Annotated in this window: 21 protein-coding genes and 1 tRNA gene; 17 read left to right on the top strand and 5 right to left on the bottom strand. The window is 65.8% G+C overall.

Annotation, left to right across the window (positions count from 1 at the left end; all coding sequences use genetic code 11):
• The first annotated feature begins 2 nt into the window (after positions 1-2).
• From PIJ50_RS13085 to PIJ50_RS13105, 5 genes are read left to right on the top strand one after another with little or no spacing between them, the layout of a single operon-like run.
• Positions 3-1,331, top strand: coding sequence for an ATP-binding protein (locus PIJ50_RS13085; RefSeq protein WP_271975882.1), 1,329 nt, complete (start codon positions 3-5; stop codon positions 1,329-1,331).
• Positions 1,328-1,726, top strand: coding sequence for an HPr kinase/phosphorylase (locus PIJ50_RS13090; RefSeq protein ID WP_271975883.1), 399 nt, complete (start codon positions 1,328-1,330; stop codon positions 1,724-1,726). The genes PIJ50_RS13085 and PIJ50_RS13090 overlap by 4 nt, the downstream gene beginning before the upstream one ends.
• Complete coding sequence (gene rapZ / locus PIJ50_RS13095; RefSeq protein WP_271975884.1) at positions 1,723-2,622, top strand: RNase adapter RapZ; 900 nt, start codon at positions 1,723-1,725, stop codon at positions 2,620-2,622. Before PIJ50_RS13090 ends, rapZ begins: the two co-directional genes overlap by 4 nt.
• Positions 2,623-2,626: 4 nt before the next feature.
• The gene (locus PIJ50_RS13100) at positions 2,627-3,022 is read left to right on the top strand and encodes a PTS sugar transporter subunit IIA (protein WP_271975885.1); all 396 of its coding nucleotides are present in this window, start codon (positions 2,627-2,629) and stop codon (positions 3,020-3,022) included.
• Positions 3,019-3,288 (top strand): HPr family phosphocarrier protein, encoded by a 270-nt coding sequence (locus PIJ50_RS13105; RefSeq protein WP_271975886.1) that lies wholly within the window; start codon positions 3,019-3,021, stop codon positions 3,286-3,288. Before PIJ50_RS13100 ends, PIJ50_RS13105 begins: the two co-directional genes overlap by 4 nt.
• Here PIJ50_RS13105 and PIJ50_RS13110 read toward each other — a convergent pair.
• The 5 genes from PIJ50_RS13110 to PIJ50_RS13130 all read right to left on the bottom strand — a co-directional run bounded on the left by PIJ50_RS13110 (position 3,285) and on the right by PIJ50_RS13130 (position 6,481).
• Entirely contained in the window at positions 3,285-4,172 is an 888-nt protein-coding gene (locus PIJ50_RS13110; RefSeq protein WP_271975887.1) for an electron transfer flavoprotein subunit alpha/FixB family protein, read from the bottom strand. The two genes, PIJ50_RS13105 and PIJ50_RS13110, sit on opposite strands and share 4 nt — an antisense overlap.
• A complete protein-coding gene (locus PIJ50_RS13115) occupies positions 4,172-4,930 on the bottom strand; it encodes an electron transfer flavoprotein subunit beta/FixA family protein (protein ID WP_271975888.1) in 759 nt (252 codons plus the stop codon). Before PIJ50_RS13115 ends, PIJ50_RS13110 begins: the two co-directional genes overlap by 1 nt.
• Before the next feature lie 106 nt (positions 4,931-5,036).
• Entirely contained in the window at positions 5,037-5,237 is a 201-nt protein-coding gene (locus tag PIJ50_RS13120; protein ID WP_271975889.1) for a hypothetical protein, read from the bottom strand.
• On the bottom strand, positions 5,234-6,058 hold the full coding sequence (locus PIJ50_RS13125; protein ID WP_271975890.1) for an SDR family NAD(P)-dependent oxidoreductase: 825 nt from the start codon (positions 6,056-6,058) through the stop codon (positions 5,234-5,236). Before PIJ50_RS13125 ends, PIJ50_RS13120 begins: the two co-directional genes overlap by 4 nt.
• Before the next feature lie 39 nt (positions 6,059-6,097).
• Positions 6,098-6,481 carry an SH3 domain-containing protein gene (locus tag PIJ50_RS13130; protein WP_271975891.1) on the bottom strand — a complete coding sequence of 128 codons (384 nt, stop codon included), beginning with the start codon at positions 6,479-6,481 and terminating at the stop codon, positions 6,098-6,100.
• 117 nt (positions 6,482-6,598) lie between these two features.
• Here PIJ50_RS13130 and parC point away from each other — a divergent pair, with 117 nt between their 5' ends.
• The 12 genes from parC (at position 6,599) to rplL (ending at position 15,446) form a co-directional block, all read left to right on the top strand.
• Positions 6,599-8,884: a DNA topoisomerase IV subunit A gene (gene parC / locus PIJ50_RS13135; RefSeq protein WP_271975892.1), complete on the top strand. Its 2,286-nt coding sequence runs from the start codon at positions 6,599-6,601 to the stop codon at positions 8,882-8,884.
• A gap of 98 nt (positions 8,885-8,982) precedes the next feature.
• Positions 8,983-9,597, top strand: coding sequence for a hypothetical protein (locus tag PIJ50_RS13140; RefSeq protein ID WP_271975893.1), 615 nt, complete (start codon positions 8,983-8,985; stop codon positions 9,595-9,597).
• A gap of 85 nt (positions 9,598-9,682) precedes the next feature.
• On the top strand, positions 9,683-10,858 hold the full coding sequence (tuf, locus tag PIJ50_RS13145) for an elongation factor Tu (protein WP_271975894.1): 1,176 nt from the start codon (positions 9,683-9,685) through the stop codon (positions 10,856-10,858).
• Between the two features lie 323 nt (positions 10,859-11,181).
• Positions 11,182-11,406, top strand: coding sequence for a hypothetical protein (locus tag PIJ50_RS13150; protein ID WP_271975895.1), 225 nt, complete (start codon positions 11,182-11,184; stop codon positions 11,404-11,406).
• A gap of 189 nt (positions 11,407-11,595) precedes the next feature.
• Positions 11,596-11,835 (top strand): hypothetical protein, encoded by a 240-nt coding sequence (locus tag PIJ50_RS13155; RefSeq protein ID WP_271975896.1) that lies wholly within the window; start codon positions 11,596-11,598, stop codon positions 11,833-11,835.
• A 93-nt stretch (positions 11,836-11,928) separates the two neighbouring features.
• Positions 11,929-12,004, top strand: a tRNA-Trp gene (locus tag PIJ50_RS13160).
• A 67-nt stretch (positions 12,005-12,071) separates the two neighbouring features.
• Positions 12,072-12,260 carry a preprotein translocase subunit SecE gene (secE, locus tag PIJ50_RS13165; protein ID WP_271975897.1) on the top strand — a complete coding sequence of 63 codons (189 nt, stop codon included), beginning with the start codon at positions 12,072-12,074 and terminating at the stop codon, positions 12,258-12,260.
• A gap of 134 nt (positions 12,261-12,394) precedes the next feature.
• Positions 12,395-12,934 carry a transcription termination/antitermination protein NusG gene (gene nusG, locus PIJ50_RS13170; RefSeq protein WP_271975898.1) on the top strand — a complete coding sequence of 180 codons (540 nt, stop codon included), beginning with the start codon at positions 12,395-12,397 and terminating at the stop codon, positions 12,932-12,934.
• A 76-nt stretch (positions 12,935-13,010) separates the two neighbouring features.
• Positions 13,011-13,463: a 50S ribosomal protein L11 gene (gene rplK, locus PIJ50_RS13175; protein ID WP_271975899.1), complete on the top strand. Its 453-nt coding sequence runs from the start codon at positions 13,011-13,013 to the stop codon at positions 13,461-13,463.
• Positions 13,464-13,466: 3 nt separating this feature from the next.
• Complete coding sequence (gene rplA / locus PIJ50_RS13180; protein ID WP_271975900.1) at positions 13,467-14,162, top strand: 50S ribosomal protein L1; 696 nt, start codon at positions 13,467-13,469, stop codon at positions 14,160-14,162.
• Positions 14,163-14,486: 324 nt separating this feature from the next.
• A complete protein-coding gene (rplJ, locus tag PIJ50_RS13185; RefSeq protein WP_271975901.1) occupies positions 14,487-15,002 on the top strand; it encodes a 50S ribosomal protein L10 in 516 nt (171 codons plus the stop codon).
• A gap of 66 nt (positions 15,003-15,068) precedes the next feature.
• Positions 15,069-15,446, top strand: a complete 378-nt coding sequence (rplL, locus tag PIJ50_RS13190; RefSeq protein ID WP_271975902.1) for a 50S ribosomal protein L7/L12 — start codon at positions 15,069-15,071, stop codon at positions 15,444-15,446.
• Positions 15,447-15,549: the final 103 nt, after the last annotated feature.

Here is a 15,549-nt window from a genome sequence, read left to right on the forward strand (position 1 = left end):
TGATGAGCACGGTGCGGGGGAACAGGCTGCAGCGTTTCGTCGGCTCCCGGCTCTGGCGCCGGATGGTGGGCTTTAATCTTGTCTCGCTCGGGATGATGCTGGCGGCGATGCTGGTCCTCAGCCCCACGCGCGAGATGATGGTGCAGCAGCGCGAGGAGGTGCTGGCCCTTCAGACCCGCCTGATCGCGGCCGAGGTGGCCGAAGGCGACGGGCTGGAAGCGGTGCCGCCCACCACGGGGCAGGAGGTCACGCTTCTGTCGGCGGGCGGCTCGGTCCTGTCCACCCTGCGTGGGCCCGCGCCACAGCCGCCCGGCCTCTGGACACGCCTTTCGCTGCAGGACGGGAACCCCTGGCTCAGCGCCGAGGCGCCGGTTGCGGGGGGTGGCCGCGTGGTCCTGCGCGAATCGCTGGCCATGGTGAACGGGGTGGTGCAGCAGGATTACCGCCGGATGCTGACCATCTTCGCCGCGGCGCTTCTGGTGTCGGTGGGTCTCAGCCTGACGCTGGCGTCGCGCATCGCGCGGCCCCTGCGCGACCTGACCGCCGCCGCCGGCCGCCGCGAGGAAGGGCGGGTGGCCCTGCCGGACATGACCGCCCGCCCGGACGAGATCGGCCGCCTGTCCGAAGCGCTGCGCGGCATGGTGGACGCGCTGTACGACCGCATCGACACGAACGAACAGTTCGCCGCCGATGTGGCGCACGAGATCAAGAACCCGCTCGCCTCCCTCCGCTCCGCCGTCGACACGCTGCGCGTGGCGCGCGAGGATCAGCGCGCGCGGCTGATGGACATCATCGACCACGACGTGCGGCGGCTGGACCGTCTGGTGACTGACATCTCCAACGCCTCGCGCCTGGACAGCGAGCTGGTGAAGGAGGAGGAGGAGCCCGTCGACCTGACAGCCATGCTGCGCGGGCTGACCGACCACATGCGCCATCAGGCGTCCGAGCAGGGGGTGGCGCTGGTCGCCGACCTGCCCGACACCACCATCGCCCTTCAGGGGCTGGAGGCGCGGCTGGCGCAGGTCTTCGTCAACGTGATCTCCAACGCGCTGTCCTTTTCGGCCCCCGGCGACACCGTGCGCGTCTGGGCCCATCACCGCGCCGGCCGCGCGCTGGTGGTGGTGGAGGATCAGGGCCCCGGCATCCCCGAGGAGGCGCTGACTCAGATCTTCCGGCGCTTCTATTCCGAACGGCCCGAACGTCAGTTCGGCGAACATTCGGGGCTGGGCCTTTCCATCTCGCGCCAGATCGTCGAGGCGCATCACGGCGTGATCTGGGCCGAGAACATCCCCGGCGGGGGCGCGCGTTTCGTGATCGGGCTTCCCGCGTGATCCTGCACGCGTCGTCGGTCGCCTGGCAGGGGCGGGGGGTGCTGATCCTCGGCCCGTCGGGCAGCGGCAAGTCGACATTGGCGCTGGAGCTGATGGCCCATGGTGCCGTTCTGATCGCCGACGACCGGACAGAGGTCGGCCCCGACCTGACCGCCCGCGCCCCCGCCGCCCTCGCAGGGCTGATCGAGGCGCGGGGCGTGGGCCTGCTGCGCGCCGACCATGCCCCCGCACGGCTGGTGTTGGCGGTGGATCTGGGGCAGCCGGAGCCCGATCGGTTGCCGCAAATGCGTCACAGTCTTGTGCACGACATGCGACTGCCCCTTGTGTTGGGGCAGGGGCGCGGTCACCTTGCTTATGCGATCTTGCAATATCTGAAGGGTGGGCGACAGGCGTGAGCGATCGGGCGTCGATCACGGAAGGACACCAGCTGGTTCTGGTCACCGGCCCTTCGGGCGCCGGGCGGTCGACGGCCATCAACGCGCTGGAGGATCTGGGCTACGAGGTCATCGACAACCTCCCCCTCAGCCTCGTGCCGCGGCTGGTGGACGGCGCGCCCGTGGGGCCGATCGCGCTGGGGCTGGACGTGCGCAACCGCGATTTCGCGGCCACCGCCCTGATCGAGCTGATCGACCGGCTGACCCGCCGGCCCGAAGTCTCGCTCGACGTGCTGTATCTGGACTGTTCGGCGGACGAGCTGATCCGCCGCTACAACCAGACCCGGCGGCGTCACCCCCTGGGGCTGGAACCGGCCGAGGCCATCGCGCGCGAGGTTGACCTTCTGGCGCCCGTGCGCGTGCGCGCCGACAACCTGATCGACACGACCGACATGTCCCCCCACGACCTGAAGGCCGAGATTGCCCGCTGGTACGACCGGGACGACGCGTCCCGCATGTCGGTGGCGGTGCAGTCCTTTTCCTACAAGCGCGGGGTGCCGCGCGGCGTCGACATGATCTTCGACTGCCGCTTTTTGTCGAACCCGCACTGGGTGCCGGCGCTGCGCGAACTGGACGGGCGGGATGCGGCGGTGGTGGAGCACATCCGTCAGGATCCGAACTTCGAGGAGTTCTTCACCCGCGTCCGCGATCTGGTCCTGTTCCTGATGCCCGCGCAGCAGAAAGAAGGGAAGGCGCACCTGACGATCGGCTTCGGCTGCACGGGCGGGCAGCACCGTTCAGTCGCGCTTGTGGAAATGTTGGCCTATGTGCTTGCACAGCAAGGCTGGCCGGTGTCAAAACGGCATCGTGAACTCGAACGCAGGGTGGCCGTGACGCTCCCGACGCAGGCAGGATGAACGCGTGATCGGTATCGTCATCGTGGCGCATGGCGGATTGGCGAGGGAATACCTCTCGGCGGTGGAGCATGTCGTGGGCAAACAGCCCGCGATGGCGGCCATCACGATCGAGGACGAGCACGACCGCATCGCCAAGCAGGCCGAGATCAGCGCCGCCGCGCAGGCCGTGGACAGCGGGGGCGGCGTGGTGGTGGTGACGGACATGTTCGGAGGATCGCCGTCGAACCTGTCGCTTCCGGCCTGCGCGGGGCGCAACCGGCGCATCATCTATGGCGCGAACCTGCCCATGCTGATCAAGCTGGCAAAATCGCGCGAACTGCCGGTGCAGGACGCGGTGGCGCTGGCCCTGGACGCGGGGCGCAAGTACATCAACAGCCTTGATCTGGGTGAAGCACAGTGATCCGTCGCGACTTGCGCATCGTCAACGAAAAGGGCCTGCACGCGCGCGCCTCGGCCCGCTTCGTGGAGGTGGTGGAGGAGTTCAACGCCGCCGCCACCGTGTCCAAGGACGGAATGGATGTGTCGGGCGATTCGATCATGGGGCTTCTGATGCTGGCCGCTTCGCGCGGGACCAGCATCGGGGTCGTCACCACGGGGCCGGAGGCCGAAGCGCTGGCCGACGCGCTGGAAACGCTGGTGGCCAACCGCTTCGGCGAGGAGCATTAGACCTTTCTGGTCAGTTCCGGGACGAGTTCGAAGATGTCGCCGACGAGGCCGTAGTCGGCGACTTGGAAGATCGGCGCGTCCTCGTCCTTGTTGAGGGCGACGATGACCTTGCTGTCCTTCATGCCCGCCAGATGCTGGATCGCGCCCGAGATGCCGCAGGCGATGTAAAGGTCCGGCGCCACCACCGTGCCCGTCTGCCCCACCTGCCAGTCGTTGGGGGCGTAGCCCGCGTCCACCGCCGCGCGCGAGGCGCCCACGGCCGCGCCCAGCTTGTCGGCCAGCGCGGTGACGATCGCGAAGTTCTCCTCCGACCCCACGCCGCGGCCGCCCGACACGACGATCTTCGCCGACCCCAGGTCCGGCCGGTCGGTGGCGGCGATGTGGTCGGCGACCCAAGAGGACAGGCCCGCATCGGCCAGCGTCACCGCCTCCACCGGGGCGGGGGCGCCGGTGCCGGCGGGGGCGAAGGCTGTGGTGCGCACCGTCAGCACCTTCACGGGATCGGCCGAACGCACCGTCTGCACCGCGTTGCCGGCATAGGCCGTGCGGGTGAAGGTCGCCTCGTCCACCACCGCCAGCACGTCGGGGATGATCATCACGTCCAGAAGGGCCGCCACCCGCGGCAGGATGTTGCGCGTGTCCGAGGTGGAAGGCGCCACCACGTGGCTGAACCCCGACATCCCCGCGATCAGCGTGGCCACGGGTTCGGCCAGGACATGGTCGGCCGCGGCGTGTAGAACCTTTGCGATCCCGTCCAGCGCCGCCACACCCGAGGCGTCGGGCCCGACCACCAGCGCCGTCACCTCGCCCAGGGTTTTCGCCGCCGTCAGCGCCCGCGCCGTCGCATCGAGGCTGCCCGCCTCGGCCAGAAGAAGAACGGCCATCAGAGCACCCCCGCCTCTTTCAGTTTCACCACCAGCTCGTCCACCGAGCTGACCTTGATCCCGGCCTGCCGCAGCGCCGGCTCCTCGGTCTTCAGGACCGTCAGGCGGGGGGAGACGTCCACGCCGTAATCGGCGGGTGTCTTCTCCTCCAGCGGCTTCTTCTTGGCCTTCATGATGTTGGGAAGGCTGGCATAGCGCGGCTCGTTCAAACGCAGGTCGGCCGTGACGATCGCGGGCAGCGCCACGCGGATCGTCTGCATCCCGCCGTCGATCTCGCGCGTGACGAGGGCCGCGCCGCCCTCGACCTCCAGCTTCGATGCAAAGGTCGCCTGGCCCCAGCCCAGCAGGGCCGACAGCATCTGCCCCGTGGCGTTCATGTCGTTGTCGATCGCCTGCTTGCCGGCGATCACCAGCGCGGGTTCCTCGGCCTTCACAACCCCGGCGAGGATCTTCGCCACGGCCAAGGGCTCGATGTCGGTCGCCGCATCCTCGGCCGCCGTCACAAGGATCGCGCGGTCGGCGCCCATGGCCATGGCCGTGCGCAGCGTGTCGCCCGCCTGCTTCACGCCGATGGACACCACCACCACCTCGGTCGCGACGCCCTTTTCCTTCAGGCGGATCGCCTCCTCCACCGCGATCTCGTCGAAGGGGTTCATCGACATCTTCACATTCGCCAGATCGACACCCGATCCGTCCGCCTTCACGCGAACCTTCACGTTGTAGTCGATCACGCGTTTGACCGGCACCAGGACCTTCATCCGCTTCTCCACATCATCATGGCCAAAGGCCGTTCGTCATTTGTCGGCCCGGGGGCCGGCGTCGGTCGAATACAAACCGAAAGCGTCCGGAAGACAACCGCCCCCGTCATCCGTTCTTCACGCGCCACGCGATCAGAAGGATCACCAGAAAGATCAGGCCCAGCGCGCCGGCCCGCGCCGCGCGCATCCGGCGGTTGCGCTTTTCGTCCTCGGTCGTCCAGCTGAGGAGGATCATAGCGATCCCCAGCACGGCAATAGCGCCGATGCCCGCAAGGATGAAGACGGCCTGGTCGGTCAGGGGAGTCATGCGCGGCTCAGCAAACGGTCAAGGGTGGAGGTGGGGAGGAGGCGTTTGGCCACGGCCATGGCCTTTGTGGGCGTCGTGATGCGGTAGCGGGCGCGGGGGCGCTCGGCCTCCAGCGCGCGGGCGATCACGTCGGTCACGGCGCGGGCCGGCAGTTCCCAGCGGTCGGGGGTCTTTTCCTCATAAAGGCGGTGCAGCAGGCCGCGATACTCGTCGGCGCGGGCGGCGGCCTTCCAGTCGATCCAACGCTCGAAATGCGGAATGGCCTTGCGCCGCAGGTCCGAGGTGATCGGACCGGGCTGGATCAGGACCACGTGGATGCCCGTGCCCTCCATCTCCATCCGCAGGATGTCGGTCAGCCCTTCCATCGCGAACTTGGTGGAGGCATAGGCCCCGCGCCATTTCGCGCCGACGAAGCCCAGCACCGAGGAGCAGTTGAGGATGCGCCCGTGCCCCTGCTTGCGCATGACCGGGATCACGCGGCGGGTCAGGTCGTGGGTGCCGAACAGGTTCGTCTCGAAGATCGCGCGCAGGGCGTCGCGGGGAATGTCCTCCACTGCGCCGGGGCAGGCGAAGGCGCCGTTGTTGTAAAGCGCGTCCAGCGTGCCGCCCGTACGGGCCAGAACCTGATCCAGCGCCCCCTGGATCGAGGCCGGGCTGTCGAGATCCAAGGGGAAGCTTTCCAGCCCCTCGGCCGCCAGACGCTCGCAATCCTCGGCCGAGCGGCAGGTGGCGAAGACGCGCCAGCCGCGCGCGTGCAGCCCCTTGGCCGCGTCGTAACCGATCCCGGAGGAGCAGCCGGTGATGAGGATGGACCTTGTCATGCGGCCGTTATGGAACGCGCGCGGGGCAAAGGCCAGCGTTCAGTTGCCGGCCATCCGCACGGGCATCTCTGCGAGGTATTCGGACGCGACCCAGCCTTCGCCGCCGCTGCCTTCCAGGCGGATCTGCGTCCACTGGCCCTTGGTCGACACCACGGTGACCTCCTCCCCATGGCTCAGCTTGTCCAGCGCTTCGCTGCCGGTGGACGGGCCGGCGCGCAGGTTCAGGGCGGCCGCGGTCACGACGGCGGTCGGAAGAACGGTGGCGGGGGCCTGAACGGCGGCGACCTGTTGGGGCACGGGGATGTAGCGGTAGGTTTCCACGGCCGGTCGGGCCTCGGCCTGTGCCAGACCGGCGCGCACCTTGCCGTCCGTGCCCGCCACGACCATGGTGACATAAACGGCAGCGCTCAGAATCAGGGTCATGCGGATCATTTGGCGTCCTCGCTCGGCAGGATCTTGCTGGTTGCAGGCACAATCTCGCAGACGTGAAAAGGTTCCGGCCTCTGGACCGGCGTCGCGCGGGGGACTAGAGGAAGGGGCATGACCGATGCCCCGAACGAACCCGCACTGACCTTCGAACCCTTGTCGCGCGCCATTGGCGAGCGGTACCTGACCTATGCTCTGTCGACGATCATGAACCGTGCGTTGCCGGACGCGCGGGACGGGTTGAAGCCGGTGCACCGGCGCATCCTTTACGCCATGCGCGAGTTGCGGCTGTCGCCCACCGGGGGCTTCCGGAAATCGGCCAAGATCTCGGGCGACGTGATGGGCAACTACCACCCGCACGGTGACGCCGCGATCTATGACGCGATGGCGCGGCTGGCGCAGGATTTCAACGTCCGCTATCCGCTGGTGGACGGGCAGGGCAACTTCGGCAACATCGACGGCGACAACCCCGCCGCGAGCCGCTACACCGAGGCGCGGCTGACCCCGATCGCGGAAACGCTGATGGAGGGGCTGGCCGAGAATTCGGTCGATTTCCGCCCCAACTACGACGGCACGCTGGAAGAGCCGGTGGTCATGCCGGCGGCCTTCCCGAACCTGCTGGCCAACGGCGCGTCGGGCATCGCGGTGGGGATGGCCACGAACATTCCGCCCCACAACCTGCACGAACTGATCGACGCCTGTCAGGCGATGATCCGCACGCCCGACTTGTCGGACGAGGCGCTGGTGGATCTGGTGCCCGGCCCCGACTTCCCCACCGGCGGCATCATCGTGGAGCCGCGCCCGGTCATCCTGGAGGCCTATCGCACGGGCCGCGGGTCGTTCCGCACGCGTGCCAAGTGGGAGAAGGAGGATCTGGGCCGCGGCAACTGGCAGATCGTGGTCACGGAGATTCCGTATCAGGTCCAGAAGTCCAAGCTGATCGAGCGGTTGGCTGAGCTGATCCAGACCCGCAAGGTGCCGCTTCTGGCCGATGTGCGCGACGAATCGGCCGACGACATCCGCATCGTGCTGGAGCCGCGCGCGCGGACGGTGGAGCCCGAGATGCTGATGGGGATGCTCTTCAAGAACTCGGACCTGGAAACGCGCTTCAGCCTGAACATGAACGTGCTGATCGACGGGCGCACCCCTAAGGTGTGCTCGCTGAAGGAGGTGCTGCGCGCCTTCCTTGATCACCGGCGCGAGGTTCTGGTGCGGCGCAGCCAGCACCGGCTGGACAAGATCGACCATCAGCTGGAGGTGCTGGAGGGCCTGATCACCGCCTTCCTGCATCTGGACCGTGTCATCGACATCATCCGCTATGACGACAACCCAAAGCGCGCCCTGATGGCCGAGGACTGGACGCTGACCCGTCCAAAGGCACTGTCGGAGGCGGACTACATTTCCCCCACCGGGACGGGAACGCTGTCGGACGTGCAGGCCGAGGCAATCCTGAACCTGCGCCTGCGTTCCTTGCGGCGGCTGGAGGAGATGGAGCTTCTGGCCGAGCGCGACGCGCTGGTGGCCGAACGCGCCAACCTGCACGCCCTGCTGGAAAGCGAGGCGCGGCAGTGGAAGGCCATCGGCAAGGAGCTGGGGGCGATCCAGAAGTCCTTCGGCAAGGCCACCCCCCTGGGCGCCCGCCGTTCGGCCTTCGCCGAGGCCGGCGTGATCGAGGACGTTCCCTTCGAGGCCATGATCGAGCGGGAGCCGATCACCGTCATCTGTTCGCAGATGGGCTGGATCCGCGCGATGAAGGGCCATGTCGCGCTGGATCAGGAGGTGAAGTTCAAGGATGGCGACGGGCCGCGCTTCATCTTCCACGCCGAAACCACCGACAAGATCCTTCTGGTCGGGTCGAACGGGCGCTTTTACACGCTGATTGGGGCGAACCTGCCCGGCGGGCGGGGCATGGGCGAACCTGTGCGCCTGATGGTGGACCTGCCGAACGAGGCGGAGGTCACCGACCTCGTGATCTGGAAGCCGGGGATGAAGTGGCTCATCGCCTCCACCGCCGGGGACGGGTTCATCCTGCCGGCCGAGGAGGCCGTGGCCCAGACCCGCGCCGGCAAGGCCGTGTTGACGGTGAAGGACGGCGCGAAGACGGCGCTGGTGAAGCCGGTGAGCGGGGATTACGTCGCGGTGGTGGGCGACAACCGCAAGATGCTGGTGTTCCCGATCGCGGAACTGCCCGAGATGGGCAAGGGCAAGGGCGTGCGCCTTCAGCGCTACAAGGACGGGGGCCTGTCCGACGCGATCACCTTCAACCTGTCCGACGGCATCGCCTGGCAGCTGGAAGGCGGGCGCAACCGGCGCGAAACGGACCTGACCGAATGGCTGGCCGCCCGCGCGACCGCAGGCCGCATGGCGCCGCGCGGCTTTCCCCGCGACAACCGCTTCTAGGGGGCGTTTCCGATGAGCGTTTCCGACGGGCGCGCGTTTGGGGCTTGCGGCCTCCCGCGTTCCCCCTACTGTGGCGCCGACCCCCATGGGAGTGATGCATGCTGATCCGCCTTCTTGCCCTTTGCGCCGGTCTAGCCGCCGTTTCCGCCTGCGGGCGCAGCGACCTGGAAGAACCGCCGGTGGACATGGGCAACTTCCGGCTGGGCCTGAACATCGCCGTGGCCGACAACGCCGAGAAGGTGCCGATCTCACGCACCGCCACGGCGGATGAATGGGAGGCCGCGATCACCGAGGCGGTGGACCAGCGGTTCGGCCGCTACAACGGCTCGAAGCTCTACAACATCGGGATCAGCGTGGACGGCTATGCGCTGGCGCCCCCCGGCATCCCGGTGGTGGCCGCGCCGAAATCCGTGCTGGTCATCACCGCGAACGTCTGGGACGACGCGGCGCAGAAGAAGCTGAACGCCGAGGGCAAGCAGATCACCCTTTGGGAGGATGCGGGCGCGAACATCCTCGGCTCCGGCCTGATCCGCGGGCGCGACCGGCAGATGGAATCGCTGGCCTACAACGCGGCCAAGCGGGTCGAGCAGTGGTTCCAGGAGAACCCGGAATGGTTCGACATCCAGTCGCCGGCCCCCGTTCCGGAAACGGGCACCGCCCCCGTGGTGGTGGCCGCGCCAACCGCAGCCCCGCTGGGGACATCTGTCAACTGACACTTGATTTTCCGCGCGTTGGTGAGTATTTGCCGCGCGGTATGAACCGGGCCCGGTGGGCCCCCGAAACTTCGAGGCGCCCACGATGGCAAAGGCAAAGTTTGAACGGACGAAACCGCACGTCAACATTGGCACGATCGGTCACGTTGACCACGGCAAGACGACGCTGACGGCGGCGATCACGAAGTACTTCGGCGAGTTCCGCGCGTACGACCAGATCGACGGCGCCCCGGAAGAGAAGGCCCGCGGGATCACGATCTCGACGGCGCACGTGGAGTACGAGTCGGCGAACCGCCACTACGCGCACGTGGACTGCCCCGGCCACGCCGACTACGTGAAGAACATGATCACGGGTGCGGCGCAGATGGACGGCGCGATCCTGGTGGTGAACGCGGCCGACGGCCCGATGCCCCAGACGCGCGAGCACATCCTGCTGGGCCGTCAGGTCGGCATCCCCTACATGGTCGTCTACCTGAACAAGGTCGACCAGGTGGATGACGAAGAGCTGCTGGAACTGGTCGAGATGGAAGTGCGCGAGCTTCTGTCGTCCTACGACTACCCGGGCGACGACATTCCGATCATCAAGGGCTCGGCCCTGGCCGCCATGGAAGGCCGCGATCCCGAGATCGGCGAGAACTCCATCCGCGCGCTGATCGCGGCCGTGGACGAATACATCCCGACCCCGGCACGCGCCGTGGACCAGCCCTTCCTGATGCCGGTCGAGGACGTGTTCTCGATCTCCGGCCGCGGCACGGTGGCCACGGGCCGCGTGGAGCGTGGCGTGGTGAAGGTGGGCGAGGAAGTCGAGATCGTCGGCATCCGCGACACCAAGAAGACCGTCTGCACGGGCGTCGAGATGTTCCGCAAGCTGCTGGACCAGGGCGAAGCGGGCGACAACGTCGGCCTTCTGCTGCGCGGTGTGGACCGTGAAGGCATCGAGCGCGGCCAGGTGCTGTGCAAGCCGGGTTCGGTGAAGCCGCACACGAAGTTCGAAGCCGAAGCCTACATCCTCACCAAAGAGGAAGGCGGCCGCCACACGCCGTTCTTCGCGAACTACCGTCCGCAGTTCTACTTCCGCACGACGGACGTGACGGGCACCGTCCAGCTGCCGGAAGGCACCGAGATGGTGATGCCGGGCGACAACCTGAAGTTCAACGTCGAACTGATCGCGCCGATCGCCATGGAAGAGAAGCTGCGCTTTGCCATCCGTGAAGGTGGCCGCACCGTCGGCGCCGGCGTCGTCTCGAAAATCATCGCCTGATCCGAAACCTTTAGGATCTGCAGGAAAGCCGCCCTTAGGGGCGGCTTTTTGCGTTTTGCGACGCCTGAGCTGTTTCTGGGGTGAGAAGAGGCGGTTGCATGACGGCCATGCAGATTCCGCATGTCACATTGGAGCCATATAGATAGGATCATAAGTAAATGATATGAAACAGTTTTGTAACGGGGCTTTGCTGAAGCAATGTTTAAATCGTAGAACGTAGCTAAAAATCCTGCCTGCATGGGTCTTTTCAACGATGATGCGCGTGTGCATATGGGAAGGGACGACGAAGAAAGTCGCCTATAAAAAGCAAAATGGAACATATCATGACACGTATCGCTCTCGCATCCGCCGCTCTTCTGGCTTTTGCCGGCGTGGCTTCGGCGGCTTCGTCGAACCTGTCCTCGGCTTCGGAAGTGACGATCTCGACCCTAGCACCGGACGTTCAAGTGGACACGCTGACCCCGATTCAGGTGCGTGAGATCAACAACTCGGTGTCGTCGGATGAAGGTCTTACCCAACCGCAACTGCGCACCATTCTGGCGCAATAAGCTTTCAAGGCTGATGCAGCCTCTGCATGCAGGGCCGCCCCAACGGGCGGCTTTGCTGTTTGGTTCCGTTAAAAAATGTCGTGCGAAAGTTGAACTTTTCCCCGAATTCCCACGTTCCTTCACCGTAGCCGCCTTCGAGCGGATGCCCTACGCGGCCCAGCCGCTTCACAGAAGACGGAAGGATACCCTATGAAAGTTCTCGCACTGACCACTGCCGCCCTGGTTGCCCTGTCGGGCGCCGCCTTCGCGCAGACCGCTGCACCGGGCGACACGCAGCTGGACTCCGGCGCCATCGAGCAGCTCCGCACGCTGGACCCGAACCTCGACGTCACGACGCTGACGCCGATCCAGATCAATGAGATCAACGAGGAAGTCGAAGGCGACGGCCTGACCGAAAGCGAACTCGAAACGATCCTGGAAACGATGTAAGCATCGTCTTCGGACACGGGGCCGCCCTTCGGGGCGGCCTTTTGCATTTCGGCCTTGCCAAGGCCTCCGTCCTTCTTTATCTGGCAGGCGAGTAGGAGTTTAGCTCAGTTGGTAGAGCATCGGTCTCCAAAACCGAGGGTCGTGGGTTCGAGTCCCCCAACTCCTGCCATTTTCCCCGCCTTGATCCGCCGGCGCGAAGCGTGTATCAGCGCGCGGATGCGACAAAGGATGACGCCATGACCAATCCGATCCAGTTCTTCCAGCAGGTGCGCACCGAGGTCGGCAAGGTCGTCTGGCCCACGCGTCGCGAGGTGGTTCTGACGACAATCATGGTGCTGGTGCTGGCGGCGCTGACGGCGATCTTCTTCTCGCTAGTGGATGTAGGCATCCGCACGGGCCTGGCCCAGATCCTCAAGGCGTTCTGATAATCCTTGTCATCGGGGGAGGGTGGCTTTATTGCCCCTTCCTGTGATCCTGGAACGGGCGCGCAGCGATTCGGTTGCGCGCTGTTTTACATTACGGGGCCTGGCCTCGAAGCAGATGAAGATAGGTGGCTGGCATGGCGAAGCGTTGGTATTCGGTAAGCGTCCTCTCGAACTTCGAGAAGAAGATTGCCGAGCAGATCAAGCAAGCCGTGATCGAAGCCGGTCTTGAGGACGAGATCGAGGAAGTGGTCGTTCCGACCGAGGACGTGATCGAGATCCGTCGCGGAAAGAAGGTGACGAGCGAGCGCCGCTTCATGCCCGGCTACGTGCTGGTGCGCATGGAGATGACGAGCCGCGGGTATCACCTGATCACCTCGATCAACCGCGTGACAGGGTTCCTTGGCCCGCAAGGTCGCCCCATGGCGATGCGCGACGCCGAAGTGAACGACATCCTGAACCGCACCGACGTGACGGGCGAGGTCGCGGCACCGCGCAACCTGATCCGCTACGAGGTCGGCGAGACGGTGAGCGTGACGGACGGTCCCTTCGAGGGCTTCACCGGCCAGGTGGAGGACGTGGACGAGGACAACTCGCGCCTGAAGGTCACCGTGTCGATCTTCGGCCGCGCGACCCCGGTCGAACTGGAATTCACTCAGGTGTCGAAAGGCAACTGAGGAAGCTCGTGGGAGGTCCCGTCGGGGCCGGACCACTAAACCATGCCTTCGGGCATCGTGACAAAGGAGAGGCCACATGGCCAAGAAGATCATCGGGCAGCTGAAGCTGCAAGTCAAAGCGGGGCAAGCCAACCCGTCCCCGCCCGTCGGCCCGGCACTGGGTCAGCGCGGCCTGAACATCATGGCCTTCGTGAAGGAATTCAACGCGAAGACCGCCGATATCGAGCCGGGCACGCCCACGCCGACCATCATCACCTACTACCAGGACAAGTCGTTCAGCCTCGAGCTGAAGACGGCTCCGGCCTCGTTCCTGCTGAAGAAGGCCGCAGGCCTGCCCCCCGTGGGCAAGCGCAACCGCGCCAAGGGTTCGGTGAAACCGGGCCGCGAAGTCGCGGGCACCGTCACCGTCGCGCAGATCCGTTCGATCGCCGAAGCGAAGATGAAGGACCTGAACGCCAACTCCGTGGAAGCTGCGATGCAGATCATCCTGGGTTCGGCAAAATCCTGCGGCATCGAGGTCAAGGGGTAAGTCATGGCCATTGGTAAACGTACGAAAGCCGCCCGCGCCGCCTTTGAAGGCAAGAACCTGATCACGGTCGAGGATGCGGTCAAGCTGATCAAGGACTCGGCCACGGCCAAGTTCGACGAGACGCTGGAAATCGCGATGAACCTGGGCGTCGATCCGCGTCACGCCGACCAGATGGTCCGCGGCGTGGTCACCCTGCCGAACGGCACGGGCAAGACCGTCCGCGTCGCCGTGTTCGCACGTGGTGCGAAAGCGGACGAGGCCAAGGCCGCCGGTGCCGACATCGTCGGTGCCGAGGACCTGATGGAATCGATCCAGGCGGGCAAGATCGAGTTCGATCGCTGCATCGCGACACCGGACATGATGCCGCTGGTCGGCCGTCTGGGCAAGATTCTGGGCCCGCGCAACCTGATGCCGAACCCCAAGGTCGGCACCGTGACCATGGACGTGGCCGGCGCCGTCGGCAACGCCAAGGGCGGTGAGGTCCAGTTCAAGGTCGAAAAGGCCGGCGTGATCCACGCGGGCATCGGCAAGGTCTCCTTCGAGGAGAACAAGCTGGCCGAGAACATCCGCGCCTTCGTGGAAGCCGTGTCGCGTGCGCGTCCCGCGGGCGCCAAGGGCACCTATGTGAAGAAGGTCTCCGTATCCTCCACCATGGGCCCGGGCGTGGCGCTGGACCTGGCTTCGGCCGCCGGCAACTGAGCCTGACGACATCCATGAAAGGCCGCCGCCCGTAAGGGCCGGCGGCCTTTTTCGTTGGCCCCTTGCCGGGGGCGCGGTCTCGGTCTATAGGAGGCCTCTACAGCGTCCGCGCGATTCGTCGCGGGGTGCTGTATTCGTCCTAGACGGTGGGTGCGGAGCGATCCGCTTAATTTCCTGCCTGAGATGGGTTGTCGAGACTGTTTTTCCGGGGCGTTTTCCTCGGGCGATCATGGCCTCGGGACCCTTTGGGACCCGACGTCTTCATCCTTTCAGGGTGAAGGCACAACTGAGCCGGGGGGAAACCCCCATACTTGGAGTGAACCTGTGGATAGAGCCCAGAAAGAGCAAGTGGTCGAGGAACTCGGCCAGATCTTCGAAAGCTCTGGCGTGGTGGTCGTTGCCCACTATGCAGGTCTGACGGTTGCACAGATGCAGGATCTGCGCGCGCGCATGCGTGTCGTTGGCGGATCCGTACGCGTTGCCAAGAACAAGCTCGCCAAGATCGCCCTTGAAGGGAAACCCGCCGCTGCGATGGGTGACCTGCTCACGGGCATGACCGTTCTCACCTACTCCGAAGATCCTGTCGCTGCTGCGAAGGTCGCGGAGGATTTCGCCAAGTCGACGGACAAGTTCGTCATCCTGGGCGGAGCCATGGGCGAGACGATCCTGGACCAGGCCGGTGTGAAAGCCGTGGCCGCCATGCCGTCACGTGAGGAGCTCATCGCTTCGATCGTCGGCTGCATCGGTGCGCCCGCGTCGAACATCGCCGGTGCCATTGGCGCGCCTGCTTCGAACATCGCCGGCATCCTCTCCACCCTGGAGGAGCGGGAAGCCGCCTGAGCAATCCTTGACCTGCGTGGTTGAATACACCCACGTCGGAACCCATCTTAATGAACGGAACAGAACATGGCTGATCTGAAAGCACTCGCCGAGCAAATCGTGAACCTCACGCTGCTGCAAGCGCAAGAACTGAAAACCATCCTGAAAGATGAGTACGGCATCGAGCCGGCAGCCGGTGGCGCCGTCATGATGGCCGGCCCGGCCGCTGGTGCAGGCGCACCGGCCGAAGAAGAAAAGACCGAGTTCGACGTCGTCCTGACGGACGCTGGCGCGAACAAGATCAACGTCATCAAAGAAGTGCGTGCGATCACCGGTCTGGGCCTGAAAGAAGCCAAGGACCTGGTCGAAGCCGGTGGCAAGATCAAGGAAGCCGTTGCCAAGGCCGAAGCCGAAGACATGAAGAAAAAGCTGGAAGCCGCTGGCGCGAAAGCCGAGCTGCGCTAAGCTGGACCGGTGCCTTCGGGCGCTGATCACGACACGAGGGCTGGGTCCGAGAAATTCGGGCCCAGCCGAACCTGTCTTGGAGGGGGCTTTTCCGAAAGCCCCG

Origin of the sequence: Falsirhodobacter sp. 20TX0035, assembly GCF_028307215.1 — a bacterium.
GTDB lineage: Bacteria > Pseudomonadota > Alphaproteobacteria > Rhodobacterales > Rhodobacteraceae > Falsirhodobacter.

Bases quoted from the DNA above. Each gene is read 5' to 3' on its own strand.
- rplK (WP_271975899.1), top strand. From the start codon at position 13,011: ATGGCCAAGAAGATCATCGGGCAGCTGAAGCTGCAAGTCAAAGCGGGG.
- secE (WP_271975897.1), top strand. From the start codon at position 12,072: ATGACCAATCCGATCCAGTTCTTCCAGCAGGTGCGCACCGAGGTCGGC.
- PIJ50_RS13110 (WP_271975887.1), bottom strand. From the start codon at position 4,172: ATGGCCGTTCTTCTTCTGGCCGAGGCGGGCAGCCTCGATGCGACGGCG.
- PIJ50_RS13155 (WP_271975896.1), top strand. From the start codon at position 11,596: ATGAAAGTTCTCGCACTGACCACTGCCGCCCTGGTTGCCCTGTCGGGC.
- PIJ50_RS13115 (WP_271975888.1), bottom strand. From the start codon at position 4,930: ATGAAGGTCCTGGTGCCGGTCAAACGCGTGATCGACTACAACGTGAAG.
- rplL (WP_271975902.1), top strand. From the start codon at position 15,069: ATGGCTGATCTGAAAGCACTCGCCGAGCAAATCGTGAACCTCACGCTG.
- PIJ50_RS13130 (WP_271975891.1), bottom strand. From the start codon at position 6,481: ATGACCCTGATTCTGAGCGCTGCCGTTTATGTCACCATGGTCGTGGCG.
- PIJ50_RS13120 (WP_271975889.1), bottom strand. From the start codon at position 5,237: ATGACTCCCCTGACCGACCAGGCCGTCTTCATCCTTGCGGGCATCGGC.
- PIJ50_RS13150 (WP_271975895.1), top strand. From the start codon at position 11,182: ATGACACGTATCGCTCTCGCATCCGCCGCTCTTCTGGCTTTTGCCGGC.
- PIJ50_RS13125 (WP_271975890.1), bottom strand. From the start codon at position 6,058: ATGACAAGGTCCATCCTCATCACCGGCTGCTCCTCCGGGATCGGTTAC.
- PIJ50_RS13085 (WP_271975882.1), top strand. From the start codon at position 3: ATGAGCACGGTGCGGGGGAACAGGCTGCAGCGTTTCGTCGGCTCCCGG.
- parC (WP_271975892.1), top strand. From the start codon at position 6,599: ATGACCGATGCCCCGAACGAACCCGCACTGACCTTCGAACCCTTGTCG.
- nusG (WP_271975898.1), top strand. From the start codon at position 12,395: ATGGCGAAGCGTTGGTATTCGGTAAGCGTCCTCTCGAACTTCGAGAAG.
- tuf (WP_271975894.1), top strand. From the start codon at position 9,683: ATGGCAAAGGCAAAGTTTGAACGGACGAAACCGCACGTCAACATTGGC.
- rplA (WP_271975900.1), top strand. From the start codon at position 13,467: ATGGCCATTGGTAAACGTACGAAAGCCGCCCGCGCCGCCTTTGAAGGC.
- PIJ50_RS13140 (WP_271975893.1), top strand. From the start codon at position 8,983: ATGCTGATCCGCCTTCTTGCCCTTTGCGCCGGTCTAGCCGCCGTTTCC.